The following is a 22,797-nucleotide window of genomic DNA, read 5'->3' on the forward strand; positions in this document are numbered from 1 at the left end:
GGCGCCCTGCTGGTTCACCAACGCCATGAAGCCGGCCCACAGCGGCGCGGCCGCGCTGGTGCCGCCGACCGAGATCGCCTGCCCGTTATTGCAGACCAGGTACATCTCGATGTCCGCCGTCAGCGCGACGTCGGGGATGTTCCGCATCTTCGTCGAGCCGCCCTTGGCCGCCATGGCGACGCCGGTCTGGTAGCTCGGAATCGCGTAGGTGGTGCTTACGCCGCCGCCGCTGCCGCTCCACGCCTTCTCGGACAACCAGGCACCGCCCGCGCCCTGCGTCGTCAGACTGGTGCCGCCGACCACCGTCACATTGGGGTCGTCCGAGGGCGTCATCACGCCGTTGGTGTATGCGCCGGAGTCGCCCGAGGCTTGAAAGAAGCTCTGGCCCTGCGCGATGTACTGCTTGAAGATCTGATCGGTCGTCGCGCTCGCGCCATCCCAACCCCAGGACGAGCTGATCTGCTGCGCCAGGTTGTCGGTCGCGATGCGGTTCAGGATATCGTTCGGGTTCGAGCCTTCATACACCATCAGCTTCTGCACGCCGGGCGCCATGTAGGCAGCCATCATGATGTCGAGAATCACCTCGATATTGTCCGATCCGGCCGACCCGGTCAGCCCATCGAGCAGCACGGTCTGCACCGGCACGGCAGGCAGGCCCGCCGCGGCGAAGTTCTTCGTCACGTCGCCGGCAAAGAAGCCGTCGAACTCCAGCAGCGCGACCGTCTGGCCGCTGCCGGTCAGCGTCACGGCCGGCGCATAGGCCGCGCGAAAGTCCTTGCCGATCAGGTATCCGCCCGGCCCGCTGCCGGTCACCAGCGGGTTCGTCTGCCCCACCGAGGCGACCTTCATATCCATCGGCCGCGGCGTGGAGAGCGTGTCCAGACCGTCGACCGCGAGCATCTTCTCCGAAGGCAGCATCGGCGTACGATCCGGCGCCACGAACTCGCCGTGCACCGGATGCCGGTAGCTCATCATCTTCACGTGGAAGGCCTGCTCCACCTCGGGCATCGCGCCCTCCACACTCAGCACGGCGCGGTTCGCGTGGCGTTCGGTCACGGTCATACCCTGCGCCTCCAGCGTGTGGACCACGGCCTCGTAGTCCTCCGCCGTCGGGCCGAAGCGCGTGGTGAACTCATCCGGCGTGAGGTACCGATGAAAGAGCGGACTCGCCGGATCGTTCAACGCAGCGAGCAGGCTGTCCAGTTCGGCCGGGTTGCGCAGCGGCAGTCCGATCGAGAGCTTCAACCGCTGTTCGCGCGGCGCGGCATGCAGCACGCGCGACTCCATCACCATCTGCCGTACGTTCACGCGGCCCGCTCCGGCCAGCGGCGCATCCTGGGCCCGCACCTGCGGGCAAAGCAGCAGAAGAACGGCAAAGGCAACGACAGCGATCCGGCGAAGAGGATTCGTAACGTTCACGTGGCTTCGATCCTGATTGAGAGTTGGAGCGTACGCGCCTTCCGCGAATCTCCACACTCCTCACTATCGGGCCCCGCCGTGCGCGGAGCGATCCCCCGTCGCGGCCTTCGCCACACTTTCGTCCTGTGACCTCTGGGCATGAGCCGGCTCTGGTCCGGGACGACCCGCGGACGATTCCCGCCAAGCCGCGTGAAGAGCTCTCCGCGACAGGTGAGGGTCAGGATCTGGGTTCGGCTGGCCGCCTGCATCAGCAGATCGAACAAACGCGCATCTATCCCCGCCCTCGAAGAGGTGGGGTTCAATCGCCTCCGAACGCTGAATTCATGCGTATTCCGCTGTTTTCCCGGTTCCGCGCGGCATTCCGAACCGCGTCCGTACACACCGGAGAAGAATACAACTCAACAATACGCGTACGCAAAATTCTGACTTGCTGAAACTTCAGCAAGGTAGAATTTCAGCATGATCATCACAGTCGCCAGCTTTAAAGGCGGTGTCGGAAAAACCACCACGGCCGTACACCTCGCCGCTTACCTTGCCGCGAAGGCCCCTACCCTGCTTCTGGACGGGGATGAAAACCGCAGCGCCACGGCCTGGGCGCAGCGCGGCTCGCTTCCCTTCCGCGTCGCGGACGAACGGCAGGCAGCGAAGCTCGGGCGCGAGTTCGAACATCTCGTCATCGATACGCAGGCGCGTCCGAACCAGGAGGATCTTCGCGCCCTGGCCGAGGGCTGCGATCTGCTAGTCGTCCCCTCGACCCCGGACGTTCTCGCGCTCGACGCGCTCATCCTGACGGTCGAGGCGTTGAAGGGCATGCGGAACGTCTCCTATCGCGTGCTCCTCACCATCGTTCAACCGCGACCGAACAAGGACGGCGAAGAGGCCAGGTCGACGCTCGACGAGTTGGAGATTCCCACGTTCAAAGGGACGATCCATCGTCTCGTGGCCTTCCAAAAGGCTGCGCTGAAAGGTGTGCCGGTAAACCAGGTGGACGACCCCCGGGCGTGGTCCGCATGGAACGACTACGAAAAGATTGGAGAACAGATACTGCCATGAGCAAATTTACCTCCGCCATGAACGCCGCCAAGGGCCGCAGCGCCGCGGTGGCCGAAGCCGTCGAACCGCAACCGTTTGTCGCCACGACAATTCGCGCGTCGCAGCCGGCGCCGCCTGTCCTGGTCCGCCGAGGCCGGCCCGCGGGCAAGCGCAGCAGCCTCGAAAGTGTGCAGGTCACCGCCTATATCCAGGCCGAGACGCACTACGCCGCCAAGATCGCCCTGCTAACCAACTCCCGCAAGGGTGGCCGGAAGCAGGACTTCAGCGACCTGATCCAGGAGCTTTTGACCGAATGGCTGGCTGCGCAGGGTTGACTTTCAGGCATGCGCGTACGCAAAAAGCCAAAATTCTGAGTGCTTGAAATGCATGAACGCTGGAATTCTGACAATGCAACATATAAAACCTCGGCGTTTTTTCTTATAAACTCTCTTGCATTCAATGAGGTGAGAGAAATTAAAAATTCTGAAATTCTGCGTACGCAAAATTCTATGTTTTCGGAATTTCAAATTACATAACTTTTGAATAGGCAGCATTTCAAAAGTCTGAGTTGCTGGCAGGCTCTTTCCACGGAATAACTCGATTCAAGCGGCAGGCAACAAGAAGGGTCGGTAAGGTATGGCGAAGAGAGTGCCCAGCCTGGTTGTTCGCGAGTATCACTTCATCGATCCAGAGACCGGCGTCAAAAGCCTGATCTCGCACGATGACAAGGGACGTCTGGTTTACACCGACGCCTCCGGCAAGCTGCGACGGCTGCCCGAGTCGCTCGTACCCAGCGAGCTGAGGACCGCGCAGGTGCTTCCGGCTCTTTCCGGGTCGGAGGAGGTTCTCGTCCTCCCCAAGGCCAAGCGCAACAACCGGGCCGAGCGGGAAAGCGCACGAGGGAATCGCGCTCTGCGCGCGGCCGAGGTGCGGATCGCGCTCGAGGCTGACAACACCGACGTCATGCAGCTTGCGCAGGCGCTCATCCTCTGCGGTTTGCCTTATCGCCAGACCAAGGAGCGCCAGATCTCGCGCAAGGCGCGCCTGGGCGACGGCAGCACGGTGACGGTCACCTTTACGGCGCTCTCGACCGAGGCCGAGATGCCCTTCGGCTCCGACCGCACGCTGCTGCATTACCTGCTCGACAAGGCGGTCAAATCCGGCAACCGCTACGTCTCCTGGGACACCGCCAAGGAGTTCATGGAGCAGATGGGCATGAAGGGCACGGGGGGCAAGGCTTATGCCGATCTGCGCGAGCGCTTCGACCGGCTGCGTGGCCTTGGCATCTTCGTCAGCCGCAAGGGCGCGGGCCGCAACGAGACGTCGAACATGTCCGCCATCAGCCGGTCGCGCCTGCCCTCGAGTCTGGACCTGAACGCCGAGTTCGTCGGCCAGTCCGCGCTGCCTCTCTCGGATACAGTCCGCTATGGCGTCGAGATCGGGACCGAGCTCTACAACGACCTCATCAAGCACCACGTGCCGGTGCCGACCGAGCTGCTCATCCAGACGCGCGGCAACGCCCAGTTGCAGGACATCTGCATCTTTCTCTTCTGGCGTTGCTTCGCGGCCAACTCGCCGTCGATCATCCCGTGGGCCAGCGTGCGCGAGCAGCTCGGCAGCGCCGACTCCAACCCTCGGCGCATCAAGGTGCGATTTGCCGAGGCGATCAAGTTCTTCCATACCTTCTGGCCGGAGATGCAGGCGGAGTCGCGTCCGGAAGGCGTGTGGGTCGCGCCGCCGCGCGATGGCAAGTATCTGCTGCCGCAGGGCAAGACGGTAAGGCGCCTGAATTGACGGGGCAACGAGGCCGATCCACAGCGTCTACCGTCTTTCCGGGTACGCGTCCTCGTCCTTTCCGGTACGGTTTGTCGTCCTTCCGCGTACAGTCCTCGTTCTTCCGGGTCTAAATCGTCGTCCTTCCGGGTACAAATTTCGACTGCTTAAAGGAAGCAAGATGTTTCAAGATACGTTTCATCGTTTCGATCAATAGCTTTGCACGATTTCATCCGTTGAATTTTGCGGAAGTCCCGCGCTCTCGAAACAGGAGCTTGTTTTGAAGATCCTTGAGACAAGCTCCTTCAATGACAGCCTTACTTGGACTGGGTTATGGCAGGGCGGAAAATTCGTCCTTCCGGGTACGCCGAAAACGTCCCTCCGCGTACACTGACAAGCCTCGTCGCAGGGTGCGATGTCGTCCTTCCGGGTACGGGCCTCAGGAAATAAGCCGGATTTGTGGTCGTCCCTCCGCGTACAGCGATAACGTCCTTCCGGGTACAGATCGAACGTCCCTCCGCGTCCACAACTTCGTCCTTCCGGGTACGGCGCTGGCAAGACGATTCCGCGAGGAGTGCCTGGCCCTGGATTCCGTTCAGGATTCCTTTATCACCATGGATTCGTTTATTTCGTTTAGACAGCCTGTCCGATGTATAAAGAATCAGGCGCTTTTTTCCGATTCACCGGGAGGGAACATGAGCACACGCATCCAGGATCCGATCTCTTTGCCGGCCGCCGCGAGCGATCAGGTGAATGCGTTGCACAACCTTCTGCGGCAGGAGGGAAAGGCGCAGCTTGTCGGAAAGGGCGGCGAGCCCGCGATCGAGCTTCCGGATGCCGTCTTCGATCTGCTGGTGCGCATCGTCGAAGAGCTGCAGCAGGGAAAGGCCATCTCGATCGTTCCGGTCACCCAGGATCTGACGACGCAGCAGGCGGCGGAGATGCTGGGGGTGTCGCGGCCGTACTTCGTCAAGCTGCTGGAGATGGGGCAACTACCGTTTCACTCCGCGGGAACCCATCGGCGTGTATACCTGCAGGACCTGCTTGTCTACAAGCGGCAGCGGGACCGTCAGCGACGCGAGGCTCTCGACGAGATGGGGCGGGAAGCCGATGAGCAGGGCGCCTACGGAACGGTCCTGCTCCCGGTCGCGTGACCTCTGGATACCAGGTTGTACTGGATGCTTGTGTTCTGGTGAACGCGGCTCTGCGCGATACGCTGCTTCGTATTGCGGAGCCGCCACGTCTTTATCTGCCGCGCTGGTCGAAGAGCATTCTGGAAGAGACGACGCGGACGCTGGAGGCCAAGCTGGGTCTTTCGAGGGAGCAGACCTCGCGTCTGTCCGAGCAGCTCGGCATTCATTTTCCGGACTGCTGGGTTGAAGGATATGATGAGCTGATTCCCGCCATGACCAATCATCCGAAGGACCGGCACGTGCTTGCGGCGGCCGTCCGCACGGGCGCGCAGACCATCGTGACCTTCAACCTGCGGGATTTTTCGCCGGAGGCTCTGGCGCCGTGGAATATCGAGGCGCAGACCCCGGACGAGTTCCTCGTGCATCAGTTCCATCTGGATAGCGCCACGGTCGTGGCGAAGCTGCAGGAGCAGGCCGCGGCGCGCGGCGGGATGGCGCGTCTGCTGGAGATTCACCAGAAAACGGCGCCAGCCTTCACCGTTTTAATCCGTAGACATCTGTAGGAGGCGCCAAGCGGCTGCTGCTACAATCTGACCACATTCGACATACGCCCAAGGCAGAGTCCCCCGTCCGCGCCGCGCCCAGGCTACGCTTCGCCAGTTTGCCACATCGCCAGGAGGACCTGCCGTGATCCGTATGCTGCCGTTCGTGCGCTCTCTTTTTGCCTTTGCCGCTCTCGTACCCGCGTGTGTGTTTGCGCAGACGACGCCTGAGTTCAAGAGCGACTCCCAGACGATCGAGCTGGCGAAGCAGGCGCTGCCGTTTCACAGGGGTCAGCTTACGGCCGTTGGCCTGCATCATCCGGTGACTGTGATCCGCGACAAGTGGGGCATCGCGCACATCTACGCCGGCGACACGCACGATCTCTTCTTCGCACAGGGCTTCGCCGCCGCGCAGGACCACATGTGGCAGATGGAGATGTGGCGGCGCAGCGTGGAGGGCCGTCTGGCCGAGGTGCTGGGGCCGGACTACGTCAATCGCGACCGCTTCGCGCGTACGCTGACCTTTCATGGCGACTGGGACGCCGAGGAGCGCAAGTACTCGCCCGAGGGGCCGGTTATCTTCGCGTCGTTCGCCGAGGGCGTGAACGCGGCGATCCGGGTGGCGATCGATCAGGGCAAGATCCCGATCGAGTTTCAGATGATGGGCACGCTGCCGGTGGCGAGCTGGACGGCGCATACGCTGCTGACGCGCGTGCCGGCGTGGGGACTCTCGCGCAATGCGGCCTCCGAGCTGGCGCGTGCGCTGGCGATCAAGACGATGGGTCCGGAGAAGGCCGACCAACTGATCGTCACCGAGCCTGCGCACAGATTTACCGTGCCCGAGGGGCTGGATCTGGCGGACATCTCGCCGCTGGGTCTGGCGCTGGCGCGCGACGCGGGCAACAACGCGTACAAGATCAAGCCATTGAAGGTCGGGCCGGCGACCGCCTCGGTCGAGATGCCGGAGCTGCCGGCGCCGACGAAGATCACCGACCCGGGCGTCAGCCTCGCCGAGCTGCTGCTGCAGGAGGTCTACGACGATAGCAAGACCTACGACCTGGGGAGCAACAACTGGGTCGCCGGCGGGCAGAAGACCGTGACGGGCAAGCCGATTCTCGCGAACGATCCGCACCGCGAGATTCAGAATCCGGGCCTGCGCAACTTCGTTCATCTGGTCTCGCCGGGGTACGACGTGATCGGCATGACGGAGCCGGGGCTGCCGGGAGTCTCGGTCGGGCACAACGAGAACGTAGCGTGGGGCTTTACGATCCTGGGCACGGACCAGGAGGATCTCTACATCGAGACGACCGATCCGGCGAACCCGAACCGGTATCTGTATAAAGGCCAGTGGCTGGAGATGGAGACCAGCCCGCAGGCGATCCAGGTGAAGAAGGGCAAGCCGGTGATGTTCTCGGTGAAGTGGACGATGCACGGGCCGGTGGTCTATGAGGATGCGACCCGCCACATCGCCTATGCGCTGAAGTGGGTGGGCGCGGAGGCTGGCGGCGCGGGCTATCTCGGCTCGCTGAACGTGCTGGCGGCGAAGGACTGGAAGGAGTTCACGGCGGGCGTGGCGAAGAGCTGGTACCTGCCTTCGCACAGCCTGGTCTACGCGGATACGGCGGGGAACTACGGCTACCTCGCGGCGGTGTACTCGCCCGTGCGGTTGAACTGGGACGGACTGCTGCCGGTGCCGGGCAAAGACGGCAAGTTCGAGTGGGCCGGGTTTACGCCGCTCGACAAGCTGCCGCGCGAGTTGAACGGGGCTCGCGGCTTCTACGCGACGGCGAACAACGATGTGCTGCCGAAGCTGTTTCCGCACAATGCGCCGGACAGCGGCTACGAGTACTCGGCGGACTTTCGCTTTCGGCGCATCGAAGAGGTGCTGAGCCAGAAGAAGAAGTTCAGCATCGCGGACTTCGAGGCGCTGCAGTTCGACAATACGTCGCTGCCGGCGCGACGGCTGATCCCGTTGCTCAAGAATCTCAAGAGCGACAAGCCCGCTGTCGCCGATGCGCTGAAGCAGTTGAACGCGTGGAACATGGTGCTGGATCGCGAGACCGTCGCGGGCACGATCTACGAGTACTGGCTGATGAAGCTGACGTCGCGCGTCTATGCGCTGTATGTGCCCGCGGACCAGCAGAAAAGCTTCACGCGGTACGACGTCCGCCGCGTCATCGAGTGGGTGAACAAGCCCGATGCGGCCTTCGGCGCTAACCCGGTCGAGGCCCGCAACAAGATGCTGCTCGACTCGCTCGACGACGCCATCGCCATGCTGACGAAGCTGCACGGCGCGGACGAGAGCGCGTGGAAGCTGGGCAAGGTACACAAGGCGACGTTCGAGCATCCGCTGCTCTCGCCCGAGACGAAGGAGCTGCTGGAGGTCGAGGCGGTCGAGCGCGGCGGCGATGCGTACACCGTGAAGGCCAGCAGCTCGCCGACGGAGAAGAGCTTCGAGGTGGAGCATGGCGCGAGCGCGATGATGATCCTCGACACGTCGAACTGGGACAACTCGGTCGCGCTGAACACGCCGGGCAACGAGTCCGCCGCGGGTAGTCCGCACTCGAAGGATCTCGCGCCGATGTGGCAGGAAGGGAAGTACTTCCCGCTCGCCTTCAGCCGCGCGAAGGTCGAAGGCGTTGCCGAGACGACGCAGATGCTCGAGCCGCTGCGCGAGGCCGAAGGAGACGCCGGCAAGGTGCCGTTCGTTCGCGCGCAGACCGAACTCTTCGCCGACACCAGCCCGGTCGTCGTCTCGTGGGCGGACTACGACAACGACGGCTGGCCCGATCTCTTCATCGCCTACACGACCGGCGTGGTGAAGTTGTTTCACAACGATCATGGCACGCTGCGCGATGTCACCGCGGAGACGCACCTGAACGACTATCCGCATCGCATCTCCGCGGCCTCGTGGGGCGACTTCGACGGCGACGGCAATCTGGACCTGTACCTTGGCTATGCGTACGCGCCCGCGGTTCCCAATCGTCTGCTGAAGGGCGACGGCCATGGACACTTCGTCGAGGTGGGCGATCGCATGGGCATCCACGATACGGGCGAGACGCGGCAGGTCTCCTTCGTGGACTACAACAACGACGGCAAGCCCGACCTGTGGGTCGCCTTCCGCGACCGGCCCAATCGCCTTTATCGCAACGACGGCGACCACTTCACCGAGGTCGCCGAGAAGATGGGCATCACCGGCCTGAACTGGACCGTGGGTTCGCTCTGGTTCGACTACAACGGCGATGGCAAACTCGACCTCTTCGAGGCCAACCAGAACGGCAAGCTGAACAAGGTCTACCGCAACGACGGCGACCACTTCACCGAAGTCGCGCACGAGCTGGGCCTCGATGGGTCGCCGCGTTCGTTCGAACTGGGCAGCGTCAACATCGCCGCCGCCGACTTCAACAACGACGGCAATATCGATCTCTTCTACGCGAACTACGGCCCGAGCTGGCTGCTGCGCAACGATGGCGGCAAGTTTACCGATGTCGCGCCCGCGTACGGCGCGGCCATCAACGCGCATGTCGTGTGCGCGGGATGGGGCGACTACGACAACGACGGTCTGCCCGATCTCTACACCGACGGCTACCTCACCGGGCACGAGCACCAGGAGGACTACCTCTTCCACAACGAGGGCGACCACTTCGCCGACGTGACGCCGGGCATGATGCTGAAGCACGATGGCGACCACGCGCTGGTGTGGGTCGACTACAACAAGGACGGCGCGGTCGATCTGTCGATCGCCGATCATGAGGGCGAGGGCGTCTTCTCGCTCTATCGCAATACGCTGCCGGCGGCGCAGGCGCATCAGTCGCTGGAGGTGCTGGTGGTCGACGCGAAAGGCCACGCCACGAAGGCCGGTTCGGAGGTCCGTCTGTATAAGGCCGGAACCCGCACGGTGCTGGGCGGCAGACTGGTGGATACGGGCAGCGGCTACAACTCGCAGAGCGTGATCCCGGTCCACTTCGGCCTGGGCGCGTACATGGGGCCGGTGGATGTCGAGGTGACGTTCATGACGAACGGCGGGCGCAAGGTCGTACGCGTGCCTGGAGTCGCGCCGGCCGAACACATCGGCGATCCGCTTATCGTGAAGGCGGGCGAGTAGCGCCGGAACGGCGCAATGCCGCTACTCGGCCAGCACAGCATAGGCGGAGTAGCGGCGATGCTGTGCGGGCGGATGGGTTCGCATGTCCCGGCGAATCGTCATTTGATCGGTATACGATCAATCGTTATCGTTTTTATCGTGCGTTCGTTCACGATGTGGTCAGGTTTCGATCAGGATGAGCTAAGCTGGTGTTCGATCGCTCCTTCGATCGCCACACGGGTTTTGCCATGTCTAAAAAGATCGAAGTACGGGCCGACCGCATTATGCGCGCGCTGCTGCAGGCGGGCGAGATCTCGGTGCAGGAGCTGGTGGACCAGGTTGGCGCCTCGGCGCCCAGCATCCGGCGCGACCTGACGCGGCTTGAAAAGCGCGGGCTGGTGCTGCGGACGCATGGCGGCGTCACGCTGGTGGAGCAACTGCTGTATGAGCCGTTTCGCCACGATACCTCGTTTCAGGCGCGGGAGCTGCGGTCGGCCAACGACAAGCGGCGGATCGGGCTGGTCGCGAGCGAGCTGATCGCCGAACAGGAGACGATCGGCCTGACGGCGGGGACGACGACGACGCAGATCGGCCGTTCGCTGCGGCACCGGCGCGGCATCTCCGTGATTACGAACGCGCTGAACATCGGCATGGAGCTGTGCAATCAGCCGGCGATCAAGACGACGCTTACGGGCGGAGCGCTGGCCTGGGCGTGGACCTTCGCGCTGGCCGGTCAGCCGGCGATCAACTGCCTGCGCGGGGTGTACCTGGATAAGGCGTTCATCGGGGTGACGGGCTTCGACCTGGAGCGCGGCGTAACGACGCTCGAGGTCGAAGAGGCGGCGGTCTCGCTGGCGATGATCCAGCAGGCGCGGCAGATTATCGTGGTCGCGGACTCGACGAAGATCGGCAAGGTGAGCCCGGCGTTGATCTGCCCGGCGTCCGCGGTGCATGTGCTGGTGACCGACACGGGGCTGCCCGATGCGATGTACGAGGCGATCGTGGCGCGGGGGATTCAGGTGATACGGGCCTGACGGCGCGCGATGGTAGCCGAGATGGAACGCGACCGCAAAGCCGGACGCAAAACGGCGACGGGATGCGTATCGGACTCGATCACGATCTCTTCGCCTGCGCGAACGCGGGCCATCAAGCCGGCGAAGTCGCTGGCTGCTTCTATCTCCGAGATGTGAAACGTCGCCACGCCGTGATGATAACGCTAAATCCCCATCGGTTGAACGACGCGGACGACGAAGAAGATTGGGCAGGCACGCGTCCGGCGGCGGGGATTTAAATTTCGCCAGAGAAATTCTTTTTCCATTGACAGATGTTTCGCAACCTTCGTAGGATTCGTCTCGCTGATGGAAACCACTTTTCATTCTTGAGCAGAATAGAGACCCTATGAAATTCGGCATGATGGCTCCAAGCCCATTCACACGCGCTTCAGCGGCCCGATCCTTGCGCTCGCGCTCGTCTCCACCACCGCCCCACTGCTGGCGCAGATCGCCGGGCAGGGCGGCATCTCCGGCACGGTGCAGGATGCGACGGGCGCGGTCATTCCCAATGCGCTGATCAGTGTGCGCGAGAACGCGACCGGCGTCGTGACCGCGCGGCAGGCGACGGGCAGCGGCTACTACGTGATCTCGCCGCTGATTCCGGGCGTCTATACCGTCACGGTCCTCGCGCCGGGCTTCCAGACCTTCAAGCAGGAGAACGTCACGGTCGACGCACTGGCGACCGTCGGTCTCAATCCGCACCTGACCATCGGCAGCCAGACCGAGACCGTCACTGTCTCGACCGCGCCGCCCGCGCTTCAGACGACAAACGCCACGCTGGGCGGAGTGATCGAGAACCAGACTTACTCCGAACTGCCGCTGCAGATCACCTCCGGCGGACCGCGCGACCCGACCAGCTTCGTCACGCTGCTGCCGGGCGTCAACAGCGGCGGCCGCTCGGGCATCTTCAACGGCGCGGGCGCCGGCAACTCGAACGAGATGTACATCGAGGGCGTGCCGCAGACCACGGTCGACTCGCAGGGCGACAACCGGAAGCTGAACCAGAACCTGTCCATTGAGGCGGTCGATCAGTTCCAGGTGCAGACCAGCGGCTCGTCGGCTGCCTACCAGGGCCTGGGCGTGGAGAACTACTCGATCAAGCAGGGCACCAATACCTTCCACGGCAATGCGAACTTCTTCATCCGCAACACGGTGCTCGACACCTGGGGCTATACGCAGCCGTGGGTCGTGGTCACGCGTTCGGACGGTACGAGCGGTCTTCCGACCAAGAAGAATCCCGAGCATCAGGATGAGCTTTCTCTCTCGCTCGGCGGGCCGATCTGGAAGGATAAGCTGTTCTTCTTCGCCAACTACGATCGCTACCACTACAACGGCGTGACCAACCCGACCTACCAGACCATTCCCACCGTCGCGGCGCAGAGCGGCGACTTTACAGCCTATGCGGCCGCAAACCCCGGCTACGATATCTACGACCCGACCACGGTCGCGGCCTGTACCGCGGCGAACAAGGGCGTCACCTGCGCCAATCCGTTTATGGGCATCAAGAACGGCCTGCCCACCAAGGACGTCATCCCGGCGGGCGAGATCTCGCCGATCTCGCAGGCCATGCAGAAGTATCTGCCGCCGGTGGCGAACGCGAATCTGACGAACAACTATCTCTCGGGCCGCATCACCGGGCTGCAGGTGTGGGGCTTCACCGGGCGCATCGACTATAACCTCTCGCCGCGCCAGCAGATTGCGTTGATCTCCACCTCGGGCGTGAAGCATATTCCGCCGTACGACTACGGCGCCACATCCGTTCTGCCCTTTCCGTACACCAACGGCACGCTTGTTACTGAAACCACCACGACCGACATCGTGAAGCATACGTATACCTTCAGTCCACATGCGGTCAATCAACTGCGTTACGGTCTCACGCGTTTCTCCGCGCCGGTGAAGAATGCGACCGACGGCGGCTCGATCACGGCGACGACTCTCGGGATCGGCAACCTGCCGGTGGGTCAGGCGGCAAGCACCTTCCCGGGCGCCAGCTTCTCGGGTGGCGTGGACGCGCCCGCCGGCTTCTCCGCGCCTTCGGGCTTTCACGAAGGGGTGAATACCTTCACCCTCGGCGACGAGTTCCAGCTCACACGCGGGCATCACTCCATCACCTTCGGCGGCACGTATCAGTGGCTGCAGTTCAACCAGTCCATCGTCGACAGCCCCTCGAAGCCGCTGAGCCTGGCGTACAACGCGACCTCGACGGCCGGTTACAGCACGGCCGGCGCCATCAACACGAAGAGCGGTCTGGCCTATGCGAGCTTCCTGCTTGGCGCGGTCGATTCCAGCTCGATCTATGTGCAGAACTTCTCCACGCTGGGCGCACGGTACAAGGCCTTCTCGCCTTACGTGCAGGACGACTACAAGGTGACCAAGAAGCTGACCCTCAACCTGGGTCTGCGCTGGGATCTCTATACCCCGTTCCACGAGGTGCAGGATCGCTGGAGCGGCTTCAGCCCGACGCTGATCAACGCCGCGACGGGCACACCTGGATCGCTCTTCTTCATGGGCAATGGCTCGAACGGCTGTAACTGCCATACGACGGTCAACACGTGGTACAAGAACTTCGGTCCGCGTCTCGGCTTCGCGTATCAGGCGCTACCACGTACGGTGGTGCGCGGCTCCTTCGCGATGATGTATACGCATAGCGGCGGCGTGGGCGGATCGAGCGCGGGCAACTACAACGGCACGGGCCAGGTCGGCCTGACGGCAAGCCCAGCCTTCGCCGACTCCGGCCAGGGCGGACAGCCTGCCTTCTATCTCAACTCGAACCTCGGCGCGCTGTCGAACACCGCGATCCCGGCTTACTCGAGCGCGATCTCACGCTCGACCACATCGAACACGGGCAACTATCTCGTCAACGGAGTCTCGCCGACAGCGTCGAGCGTGTCGTATGCCGATCCTTATCTTTCCGGTCGCGCACCTTATACGGTCGGCATCAACTTCGGCATCCAGCAGTTGTTGACGCAGAACCTTACGCTCAGCGTGGACTATGTCGAGAACCAGTCGCACTTTCTCGTCGCCAATAGCCGAGGCTACTATCAGGACCAGCTTCCTCCGCAGTATCAGGCTCTGGGCTCGCTGCTGAAGCAGTTGCCCGGCGGCACCGATAAGACCACCGGCCTGACCTATCTTGCGGAGGCGCAGGCCATCATCCCCGGCATCGCCTTGCCTTATCCACCTATGGCGGATCCGCAGCGACCATCGGCCAGATGCTGAAGCCGTTTCCCCAGTACTCCAGCATCACGGATACGTGGGGAGATATCGGCAACGCGAACTATAACGCGCTGCAGATCTCGCTCAGCCAGCGTACCTGGCACGGTCTCAGCGGTACGCTCAACTACACCTACTCGAAGACGATCGACGATATCTCCGGCGTGCGCAGCGGGTATCCGATCCCCAGCAACGTGATCGATGGAGGGCATGGAACGACGCAGGCGAACCGCATCGATCGCGCCGTGAGTACGAATAACATCCCGAACAACCTTCGCATCTTCGGCGTGTACGAGCTGCCCATCGGGCAGAAGAGCCAGTTCGGCGGGAAGCATGCCGCGGTCCGCATCGTTGCCGGCGGATGGAAGGTCTCCTATATCTTCTCGAAGACCTCGGGCGCGCCGCTTACCATTACCGGCGTCAGTTGCCAGACGCCCGGCTCCTGCTATCCGTCGTACAACCCGAATTTCTCAGGCCCGGTCCGCATCAACGGAGGTTATGGCAAAGGCGTCACCGCGACTACCTTTGCCAGCGTCTCGTACATCAACGCAAACGCTTTTGTCGCGACGCCGGGCAACAGTGGATATAACTTCGGCAATGTCGCCCGCACCGCGCCGTACAACCTCTACAACATCGGCAACTACGATCTGGATATGGGCATCAAGCGCGTCTTTCCGCTCTACGAGCGCGCGAAGCTCACCTTCCAGGCCGACGTGCTCAACGTAACCAATCACACGCAGTTCGGCGGTCTTGGCGTCGCTCTTTCGAGCAATGCCTTCGGCACCGTGTCGAAGCAGAACAATAGCTCGCGAGACATTCAACTCGTGGCGAAGATCAACTTCTAACCTCGACCGCTCGAACAAGACCGCAGGCTCCATTAAGGGGCTTGCGGTTTTTGTTTGTTCGTGAGGGCGCGGTTAGAGCCGTGAACCCCAAAGACAAATCTTGACAAACCCCAGGCGAGCATCTACGGTGGTTTCCGGTAACGTACACGTTCAACAGCGACACGGGAATCAATTCGATAGAGCCCTGTGACGAAGGGAATGGCAAGCGATGGAACAGACAGGGGGACCGGACGAGAAAGCGAAAGCTCGACTTACGTTACCGGAGGCGCCTCGCTCGGAGCAGGGACCGGTGAAGGCCTGGGAAGAGCCGGTGACGATGATGACGTACGAGCCAGCCCCGGCGGAGGTCTACCCGCTGTTTCTCGAACAGCGCGTCTACCAGGGAAGCAGCGGACGCATCTACCCTCTGCCCGTCATCGACCGCATCGAGACGGAGGCGCGGCCGCGAGCCTGGAAGGCGGTCCATCTCGAGAACGAATTCATACGGTTGATGGTGCTGCCTGAGATCGGCGGACGCATCCACGTGGGGTTGGACAAGAGGAACGGCTACGACTTCTTCTATCGGCAGAACGTGATCAAGCCCGCGCTGGTCGGGCTCGCGGGGCCTTGGATCTCCGGAGGCGTGGAGTTCAACTGGCCGCAGCACCATCGGCCGGCTACGTTCATGCCGGTAGAGGTCGCGATCGAACGCGACGAGGACGGCTCCGTCACGGTATGGTGCTCCGACCACGATCCGATGACGCGGATGAAGGGCATGCATGGGATTTGCTTGCGCCCCGGCCGTGCGTACGTCGAAGTGTGTGTGCGCCTTTATAACCGCACCGAAGATACGCAGAGCTTTTTGTGGTGGGCGAACGTCGCGACGCGCGTCCACGAGCGATACCAGTCGTTCTTCCCGCAGGATGTGCGCTTTGCCGCGGACCACGCAAAGCGTGCGATCACTGAGTATCCACTCAGTCAAGGAACCTACTACGGAATCGACTATGAACGGCGCGCGCACGAAGGCGTTCCCGAAGAGGAGTCGCCGAGCTGCTTCGTTCCCGATGGCTCCTATGCGCCGAACGATCTCGGCTGGTATGCGAACATTCCCGTGCCGACGAGCTATATGATCGTCGGCTCCAGCGGAGACTTCTTTGGCGGCTACGATCATGCGCGTCGCGCCGGCACGGTGGCCTATGCGAATCACCATATCTCGCCCGGTAAGAAGCAATGGACATGGGGCAATCACGAGTTTGGCTATGCGTGGGACCGCAGCCTGACGGACGCCGACGGCCCGTACATCGAGCTGATGTCCGGGGTCTACACGGACAATCAGCCGGACTTCTCTTTCCTGGCGCCGGGAGAGACGAAGACCTTCAGCCAGTACTGGTATCCGATCGGAGAGATCGGTGTGCCGAACCTCGCCAACCTCGACGCCGCATTGCGCGTGGAACGTAGCGAGTCGAGCGTGCGCGTGCATCTGCAGGTGACCAGCGCGCGGGACCATGGCACGTTGATCGTTCGCGCCGATGGGAAGGAGTTGGGGCGCTGGATCGGCGCGCTGCATCCGGAGGAGCCACTCACGCAGGTGTTCGAAACGGCCGGCGCCGTGGGTGCGCTGGAGGTCTTGCTGGAGGCAGGTTCTGTGGAGTTGATCCGTTATGCGCCGGATGAGCTTGTCCCGGTCGAGATGCCTGAGGTCGCAACGGAACCGGAGTTGCCCGAGGACATCGAGAGCCTGGACGAGCTGTATCTGAACGGGCTGCATCTTGAACAGTACCGGCATCCGACGCGATCGCCGGAGGCCTACTGGCTTGAGGCGCTTTGCCGCGACGCAGGGGATAGCCGATGCAATCACGCGCTGGGCCGATGGCACATGCGACGCGGCGAGTTCAAACAGGCCGAGAGATATCTGCGGCTTGCGCTGGCGAGACTGACGGCGCGCAATCCAAACTCCTACGATGGCGAGCCTTCTTATAACCTCGGGATGACACTCCTCTATCAGGACAAGCTCGCAGACGCATATGGCGCTTTCTATAAGTGCACATGGAACGCCGCTTGGCGCGGGCCGGGCTTTCTGCGGCTTGCCGAGATTGACTGCAGGCGCGGAGATTGGAGAACGGCGCTCGACCATCTGGACCAATCGCTGCGGGTGGACGCCGACAATCTGAAGGCGCGCAACCTGAAGGCCATGGTGTTGCGCCGGCTTGGTCGCTCGGCCGCCGCCGAGGCGCTGATCGCGGAGACGCGGCGCCTCGATGCGCTGGATAGCTTCAGCCGTTACCTTGAAGGGAAAGAGGTTCCGGCGGATGGTCAGATGCGCCTCGATCTCGGGTTGGATCTGATGGGAGCAGGCTTTCTGGAAGACGCCATCGCGATCCTCTCAGCGCCTTCCAGCTCCGCTCGCGACGGCGCCACGACGATGCTACTTTACGCGGAGGCTTCGGCAAGGGAGTTAGCCGGGCAAGAGCACGAAAGCAGGGCGGCGTATCGCAAGGCCGCCGACGCATCGACGGACTATGTCTTTCCAAGCAGGCTGACGGAGATGCTGCTGCTGCAGAAGGCTATCGCGGTATCTCCGGCCGATCCGTATGCGCCCTACTATCTTGCGAACCTGCTTTACGATCGTCGCCGTTATGAGCAAGCCATTGCTTTGTGGGAGCGCACCACGGAGCTGGCCCCGAAGTTTCCCATTGCCTGGCGCAACCTGGGCTTTGCTTACTTCAACGTCCTGCAGGATGCGGATCGCGCGCGCCAGGCGTTTGAACGCGCACGCGAGCTTGCGCCGCAGGACGCGCGTCTGTTGTATGAGTACGACCAGTTGCTGAAGCGAACGGGCGCGATGCCAGAGGCAAGGCGAAGCATGCTGGAAGAGCATCGCGCGGCGGTCGATCGACGCGACGATCTGTCGGTCGAACTTGCTTCGCTTTACAACGGTCTCGGTCAGCCGCAACGGGCGCTTGCGATATTGCTGGCGCGGCATTTTCAGCCATGGGAGGGCGGTGAGGGGCTTGTACTGTCGGAGTACGTTCGTGCCCATGTGCTGCTGGCGCAAATGGCTTTGAAGGAGAACGATTTCGTTGCAAGCCTGGAGCATCTTCACGCAGCATCCAATCCGCCGCGGCAACTGAGCGAGGCCAAACATCTGCTGATGAACCTGAGCCAGATCGACTACTGGCTGGGCGAAACCTATGCGCGGAGGGGGGATGCGGCGCAGGCGAACGCGAGCTGGTCCAGGGCGGCCCGACAGCGGGGCGACTTCCAGCAGATGCAGGTACAGACTGTCTCGGAGATGACGTACTGGAGCGCGCTTGCGCTGCGCAGCCTGGGCAGGGAAGACGAGGCCAGCGAGCTGTTTCTCCTGATGCGGGAGCAAGCCGGCTATCTGCGCACTACGCCCGCGAAGATCGATTACTTCGCAACATCGTTGCCGGCCATGCTGCTGTTCGACGAAGACCTCGATCAAAGGCGGCTTGTCGAGGCGCTCTTTCTCGAAGCCCAGGCGAGGCTTGGGAGTGGCGATCTCGAAGCCGCAAACAGGCTGCTGCACGAGGTTCAGCGACTCAACCGGAACCATGCAGGGGCGAGCGATCTGCTGCATGCTGAAGGAGCCAACGTATGCACGGGCCGGTAGCCACGGAGTCATCCGCCGCAACGAATCCATTCGAACCGACCGCCTACCTCTGGGGCATCTCGCTGGCGGCCGCGCTGGGAGGTCTGCTCTTCGGATATGACTGGGTCGTCATCGGCGGCGCACGGCAGTTCTATGAGGCGTATTTTCACCTTGGCTCCGCGGCGCTTGTCGGTTGGGCAAACAGTTGCGCGCTGGTGGGCTGTCTGCTTGGCTCTCTGATTGCGGGACGCACCGCCGATAGATTCGGGAGAAGGCGCGTCCTGCTGGCCGCGGCACTCCTGTTCGCGATCTCGTCCGTGCTGACGGGCTGGTCGTATTCCTTTGCGGCGTTCATTGCGTGGCGCATCCTTGGCGGCGTCGCGATCGGATTGAGTTCCAATGTGTCTCCGCTTTATATCGCGGAGATCAGTCCGGCTGCCATTCGTGGGCGGCTCGTGAGTCTCAACCAGTTCGCCATCGTGGTTGGCATTCTGCTGGCGCAGATCGTGAACTGGATGATTGCAAGGCCTGTTCCCGCTGACCTTTCACCGGCGATGGCGCTTCAATCCTGGAATGTGCTCTATGGCTGGCGATGGATGTTCACGGTGCTGGTGGCGCCGGCGGCTGCGTTCGCGGCGCTTTCGATTGTTATTCCAGAGAGTCCTCGCTGGCTTTTGGCGCGGCGGCGCGAAGCCGAGGCTGCCAGCGTGTTGACGCGTATCGGCGGCGCTCGCTACGCTGCGAGCGAGGTCCAGAGCATCGAAGATGCGTTGCGATCCGAAGCCGCGCAAGGCGACTCTTCCTGGCGGGCGCTGCTGCGGCCCGGCGTGCGCAAGATGCTGCTGCTCGGAATGATGCTCGCCGTTCTTCAGCAATGGACCGGCATCAACATCCTGTTCAACTATGCGTCCGAGATCTATCGCAGCGCGGGCTATGGCGCGAACGACATCCTCTTGAACATCGTGATCACCGGCGGCATCAACCTGGTATTCACGATGCTTGCCATCGTACTGGTCGATAAGATCGGCCGCCGCAGACTGATGATCGCCGGTTGCATCGGGATCGCCCTCTCGCATATCCTCTGCGCGTTTGCCTATCGCGCAGGTTGGCGCGGAGCCGCGGTGCTGGTCCTCACGCTGAGCGCCATCGCCTGCTATGCCTTGACGCTCGCTCCGATTACGTGGGTGTTGATCTCGGAGATCTTTCCGAACCGCGTGCGTTCGCAGGGCGTATCCCTGGCGGTCAGCATGCTCTGGATTGCATCGTTCGCCCTGACGTACACGTTTCCGATTCTGTATGCGGGCATCGGCGCCGCAGGCGTGTTTCTCGGTTATGGAGCGATCTGCCTGCTGGGCTGCGTGATGGTGTCCGTGTTCGTTCCAGAGACGAAGGGCAAGAGCCTGGAAGAGATTCAGTTCGGCGTGCGTACGCTGTAAACATGACGCCCGCTCAGCCAGAGGCGCCCGCGTCCAGCGAGATATTTCCCGAGAAAAGCGACAGGTTGCTGCGCAGTACGATATGCGGCGCCAGCCGGTTGATCTCCTGCGGCGTCGTGCCCGCAGTAAGAAAACGCGCAAGCAGATCGAGAGCCATCCTCCCTTGCGTCAGCGGACGCTGATGCAACGCCGCGAAGACGAATCCACGCTCGATCATGGGCAGAAGCCCCGAGGAGAGGTCCGTGCAGACGATCTGCACCTTTCCAAGCAGGTTCAGCTCGCGAGCAGCCTTGAGTACGGGCAGACCGTTCGCGGTGCTGACATAAATGCCGCCGATCTTTGGTTGACGGCGAAAGAGGTCGAGCGCGGCTTTATAGGCCTGGGCTGGGCGATCGTGCGACTCGACCGCGGGCAGAAGCGAAAGATGCGGCGCCAGCGTTGCGAGGGTCGCGGCAAATCCGCGCAGCTTGTCCGCATGGTCCTGAATCGCGAGGTCGCCGGTGAACGCCGCAACGGTCGATGGCGCCGCGAGCTTGTGTCCGAGCAGCTCTGCCGCGATGCCTCCGCTCACCATAGCGTCGACGGCGATCGATGCCAGGCGGGGCAGACGGGGGAAATCGGAGGCCACGAAGACGACAGGGATCTTCCGCTGGTGCGCGCGTTGCAGCATCGGAAGAAGACCGGGGCTGCCGGGCGCAAGGATGACGCCATCGAACTGCTCCCAGTTCGCAGCCGTCAATGCCTCCATCTCGCCCTCGCCGATGCGGGGATACGTGTGGAAGACGACCTCGACTGCGCCTGGGGTGAAGCTCTCGGCTGCCTGTCTGACGCCGTCTCGCAGAGGATCGAAGAAGAGCGCGATCTGCCGGGGCAGGAAGACGCCGATGCGCGAACGCCGGTTTAGCCGGAGCGAACGTGCAGCCGTATTCGGGCTGTAGTTCAACTTCGCGGCCATCTCCCGGACGCGGTCACGCGTGCTTGCACTGACTCCGCTTCGCGCGTGCAGTGCGCGGTCGACGGTTCCGATGGAGACGCCCAGCGCCGCGGCGATCTCGCGAATCCCGGCCGGTTTCGATGTGTGCTGGCTCACCACCGCCATTCTATCGCGCCGTCGGCACACGATTTTCGGAAGGGGTATACAAGGCGAAAGAGGGCTGTCCGCCGGCGGAATTACCTTCCGGCAACGCTCTTCTCGGTGGGAAGCTGCGAGGTATCCCAACCGCCGCCCACGGCCTGGATGAGCTGAACCGTGCTCGTCATCTGCTGAACGTACAGCGAGATGGCGGTCTGCTGATTGCTCAGCAGACTGGTCTCCGCGGTGAATACGTTGAGGTAGGTGTCGACGCCGGTCTTGTAGCGGATGTTCGAGAGGTCGTAATAGCGCTGCGCCGCCGCGATCGCCTCCTGCTGTTCGCGCCGCTGCTGTCCGAGAAGCCGTTCCGCGGCGAGATAGTCTTCGGTCTGCTGAAAGGCTGTCAGCACGGCCTCGCGATAGGCAGCCGCGTTGGCTTCATACTGAGCCTTGTATTGATCGAGAAGTCCACGACGGAGACCTCCGTCAAAGAGCGTTTCGGACGCAGAGGGTCCCACCGAGAAGAAGCGGCTCGGCCAGGTGAAGAGATTGGTCAGCTTCGAACTCTCCAGGCCAATGGAGCCGCCGATGCTGAAGCTGGGGTAGTAGGCAGCGGTCTCGACGCCGATCAGGGCGTTGGCCTGCGCCATGCTCCGCTCCGCCGCGGCGATGTCCGGCCGGCGTTGCAGGATCTGCGAGGGGACGCCGATGGGGATCGCCGGGACCGCTGTCGTGAGCGGATGCACCGGCATGGAAAATGACGAAGCGGCCTGGCCGGTCAAGAGCGCGATGGCGTGCTCGTACTGCGCGCGGCTGATGCGGAGATTGGTCTCGGCGGCGATGGCCGTCTTGAGACTGAGCTCCGCCTGGGCGACGGCCTGCTCCGTATCGACGCCGGTGCGGCTGCGCACCTGGGTCAGCCGGAGGTTCTCGCGATAGGCGACGACGGTCTTCTCGTACAGGCCGATCAAGGCGTCCTGACCGCGCAGCTCGAAGTAGTATTCGGCGAGATTGGCCTGCTGGCTTAGCCGCACGTTGGCCAGATCGGCCGCACTTACCTGCGCGGCATTGGCGTACTCGCGGACCGTGTTGCGGATGCGTCCCCAGACATCGGGCTCCCATGAGACATCGAAGGGCAGGCTGAAGTCGTTGCTGTTCAGATTGCTGCCCGCGACCTGCGCGCCCTCCGTGCCGGAGGTGCGGCCTCGCGTGTAAGACGGTCCAACGCTGACCGTCGGAAAATAAGAGGCGCGCGCCTGTTTTACCTGGGCTCGTGCCGCCATGAAGTTCTGGAAGGACTGGGCGATGTTCTGGTTCGAGGTGTTGAGTTTTTCTTCGAGCGCATTGAGTTCGGGCTCCTGATAAAGCTCCCACCAGTTGCCGCGCAGGGTCGCGTCCTGTGGGTTCGCGGGAACCCACGTCGTACCGTCAGAGGACTGCTGCGGCGCCGCCTCCTTGAACGTAGGCGGCGCCGGAGTGACGGGCGCCGTGTAGCGCGGACCGACGTTGCATCCCTGAAGAAGCGCCATGCAGGCGGTGAGCGTCACGGCGCCGAGGGCGGCGCGGCTGCGAGCGTGTTCGGTCTGTGTCTTGAAGAGGCTCAT

At 62.8% G+C, this 22,797-nt stretch carries 15 protein-coding genes; 11 read left to right on the plus strand and 4 right to left on the minus strand.

What is annotated here, in order from left to right; all coding sequences use genetic code 11:
• Positions 1-1,419 (minus strand): S53 family peptidase (locus CHB87_RS21205; RefSeq protein ID WP_176441914.1); only part of this gene is annotated, 1,419 nt, incomplete at its 3' end.
• A gap of 459 nt (positions 1,420-1,878) precedes the next feature.
• Here CHB87_RS21205 and CHB87_RS21215 point away from each other — a divergent pair.
• The 7 genes from CHB87_RS21215 (at position 1,879) to CHB87_RS21245 (ending at position 11,017) form a co-directional block, all read left to right on the plus strand.
• On the plus strand, positions 1,879-2,472 hold the full coding sequence (locus CHB87_RS21215) for a ParA family protein (RefSeq protein ID WP_089410462.1): 594 nt from the start codon (positions 1,879-1,881) through the stop codon (positions 2,470-2,472).
• A complete protein-coding gene (locus CHB87_RS21220; protein ID WP_089410463.1) occupies positions 2,469-2,786 on the plus strand; it encodes a hypothetical protein in 318 nt (105 codons plus the stop codon). The genes CHB87_RS21215 and CHB87_RS21220 overlap by 4 nt, the downstream gene beginning before the upstream one ends.
• A gap of 301 nt (positions 2,787-3,087) precedes the next feature.
• Positions 3,088-4,245, plus strand: a complete 1,158-nt coding sequence (locus tag CHB87_RS21225) for a replication initiation protein (protein ID WP_089410464.1) — start codon at positions 3,088-3,090, stop codon at positions 4,243-4,245.
• 674 nt (positions 4,246-4,919) lie between these two features.
• On the plus strand, positions 4,920-5,378 hold the full coding sequence (locus CHB87_RS22405; protein WP_176441915.1) for an excisionase family DNA-binding protein: 459 nt from the start codon (positions 4,920-4,922) through the stop codon (positions 5,376-5,378).
• Entirely contained in the window at positions 5,375-5,920 is a 546-nt protein-coding gene (locus CHB87_RS21235) for a PIN domain-containing protein (RefSeq protein WP_089410466.1), read from the plus strand. Before CHB87_RS22405 ends, CHB87_RS21235 begins: the two co-directional genes overlap by 4 nt.
• Before the next feature lie 133 nt (positions 5,921-6,053).
• On the plus strand, positions 6,054-10,004 hold the full coding sequence (locus tag CHB87_RS21240) for a penicillin acylase family protein (RefSeq protein WP_089410467.1): 3,951 nt from the start codon (positions 6,054-6,056) through the stop codon (positions 10,002-10,004).
• Between the two features lie 227 nt (positions 10,005-10,231).
• Positions 10,232-11,017, plus strand: a complete 786-nt coding sequence (locus CHB87_RS21245) for a DeoR/GlpR family DNA-binding transcription regulator (RefSeq protein ID WP_089410478.1) — start codon at positions 10,232-10,234, stop codon at positions 11,015-11,017.
• Here CHB87_RS21245 and CHB87_RS22060 read toward each other — a convergent pair.
• Complete coding sequence (locus CHB87_RS22060) at positions 10,999-11,184, minus strand: hypothetical protein (protein ID WP_142988474.1); 186 nt, start codon at positions 11,182-11,184, stop codon at positions 10,999-11,001. The two genes, CHB87_RS21245 and CHB87_RS22060, sit on opposite strands and share 19 nt — an antisense overlap.
• A 328-nt stretch (positions 11,185-11,512) precedes the next feature.
• On the opposite strand from CHB87_RS22060, the gene CHB87_RS21250 reads away from it, so the two are divergent.
• The 4 genes from CHB87_RS21250 (at position 11,513) to CHB87_RS21265 (ending at position 20,121) form a co-directional block, all read left to right on the plus strand.
• Complete coding sequence (locus CHB87_RS21250; protein ID WP_176441917.1) at positions 11,513-14,254, plus strand: TonB-dependent receptor; 2,742 nt, start codon at positions 11,513-11,515, stop codon at positions 14,252-14,254.
• A complete protein-coding gene (locus CHB87_RS21255; protein ID WP_089410469.1) occupies positions 14,248-15,093 on the plus strand; it encodes an outer membrane beta-barrel protein in 846 nt (281 codons plus the stop codon). The genes CHB87_RS21250 and CHB87_RS21255 overlap by 7 nt, the downstream gene beginning before the upstream one ends.
• 289 nt (positions 15,094-15,382) lie before the next feature.
• Positions 15,383-18,706 (plus strand): DUF5107 domain-containing protein, encoded by a 3,324-nt coding sequence (locus tag CHB87_RS21260; protein ID WP_245818163.1) that lies wholly within the window; start codon positions 15,383-15,385, stop codon positions 18,704-18,706.
• A complete protein-coding gene (locus CHB87_RS21265) occupies positions 18,691-20,121 on the plus strand; it encodes a sugar porter family MFS transporter (RefSeq protein ID WP_089410471.1) in 1,431 nt (476 codons plus the stop codon). The genes CHB87_RS21260 and CHB87_RS21265 overlap by 16 nt, the downstream gene beginning before the upstream one ends.
• A 13-nt stretch (positions 20,122-20,134) precedes the next feature.
• Here CHB87_RS21265 and CHB87_RS21270 read toward each other — a convergent pair whose 3' ends face one another.
• Entirely contained in the window at positions 20,135-21,211 is a 1,077-nt protein-coding gene (locus CHB87_RS21270) for a LacI family DNA-binding transcriptional regulator (RefSeq protein WP_245818165.1), read from the minus strand.
• Between the two features lie 80 nt (positions 21,212-21,291).
• Positions 21,292-22,797, minus strand: a complete 1,506-nt coding sequence (locus tag CHB87_RS21275) for an efflux transporter outer membrane subunit (RefSeq protein WP_089410473.1) — start codon at positions 22,795-22,797, stop codon at positions 21,292-21,294.

It is taken from the genome of Granulicella rosea (genome assembly GCF_900188085.1).
Taxonomy (GTDB): Bacteria; Acidobacteriota; Terriglobia; order Terriglobales; family Acidobacteriaceae; genus Edaphobacter; species Edaphobacter rosea.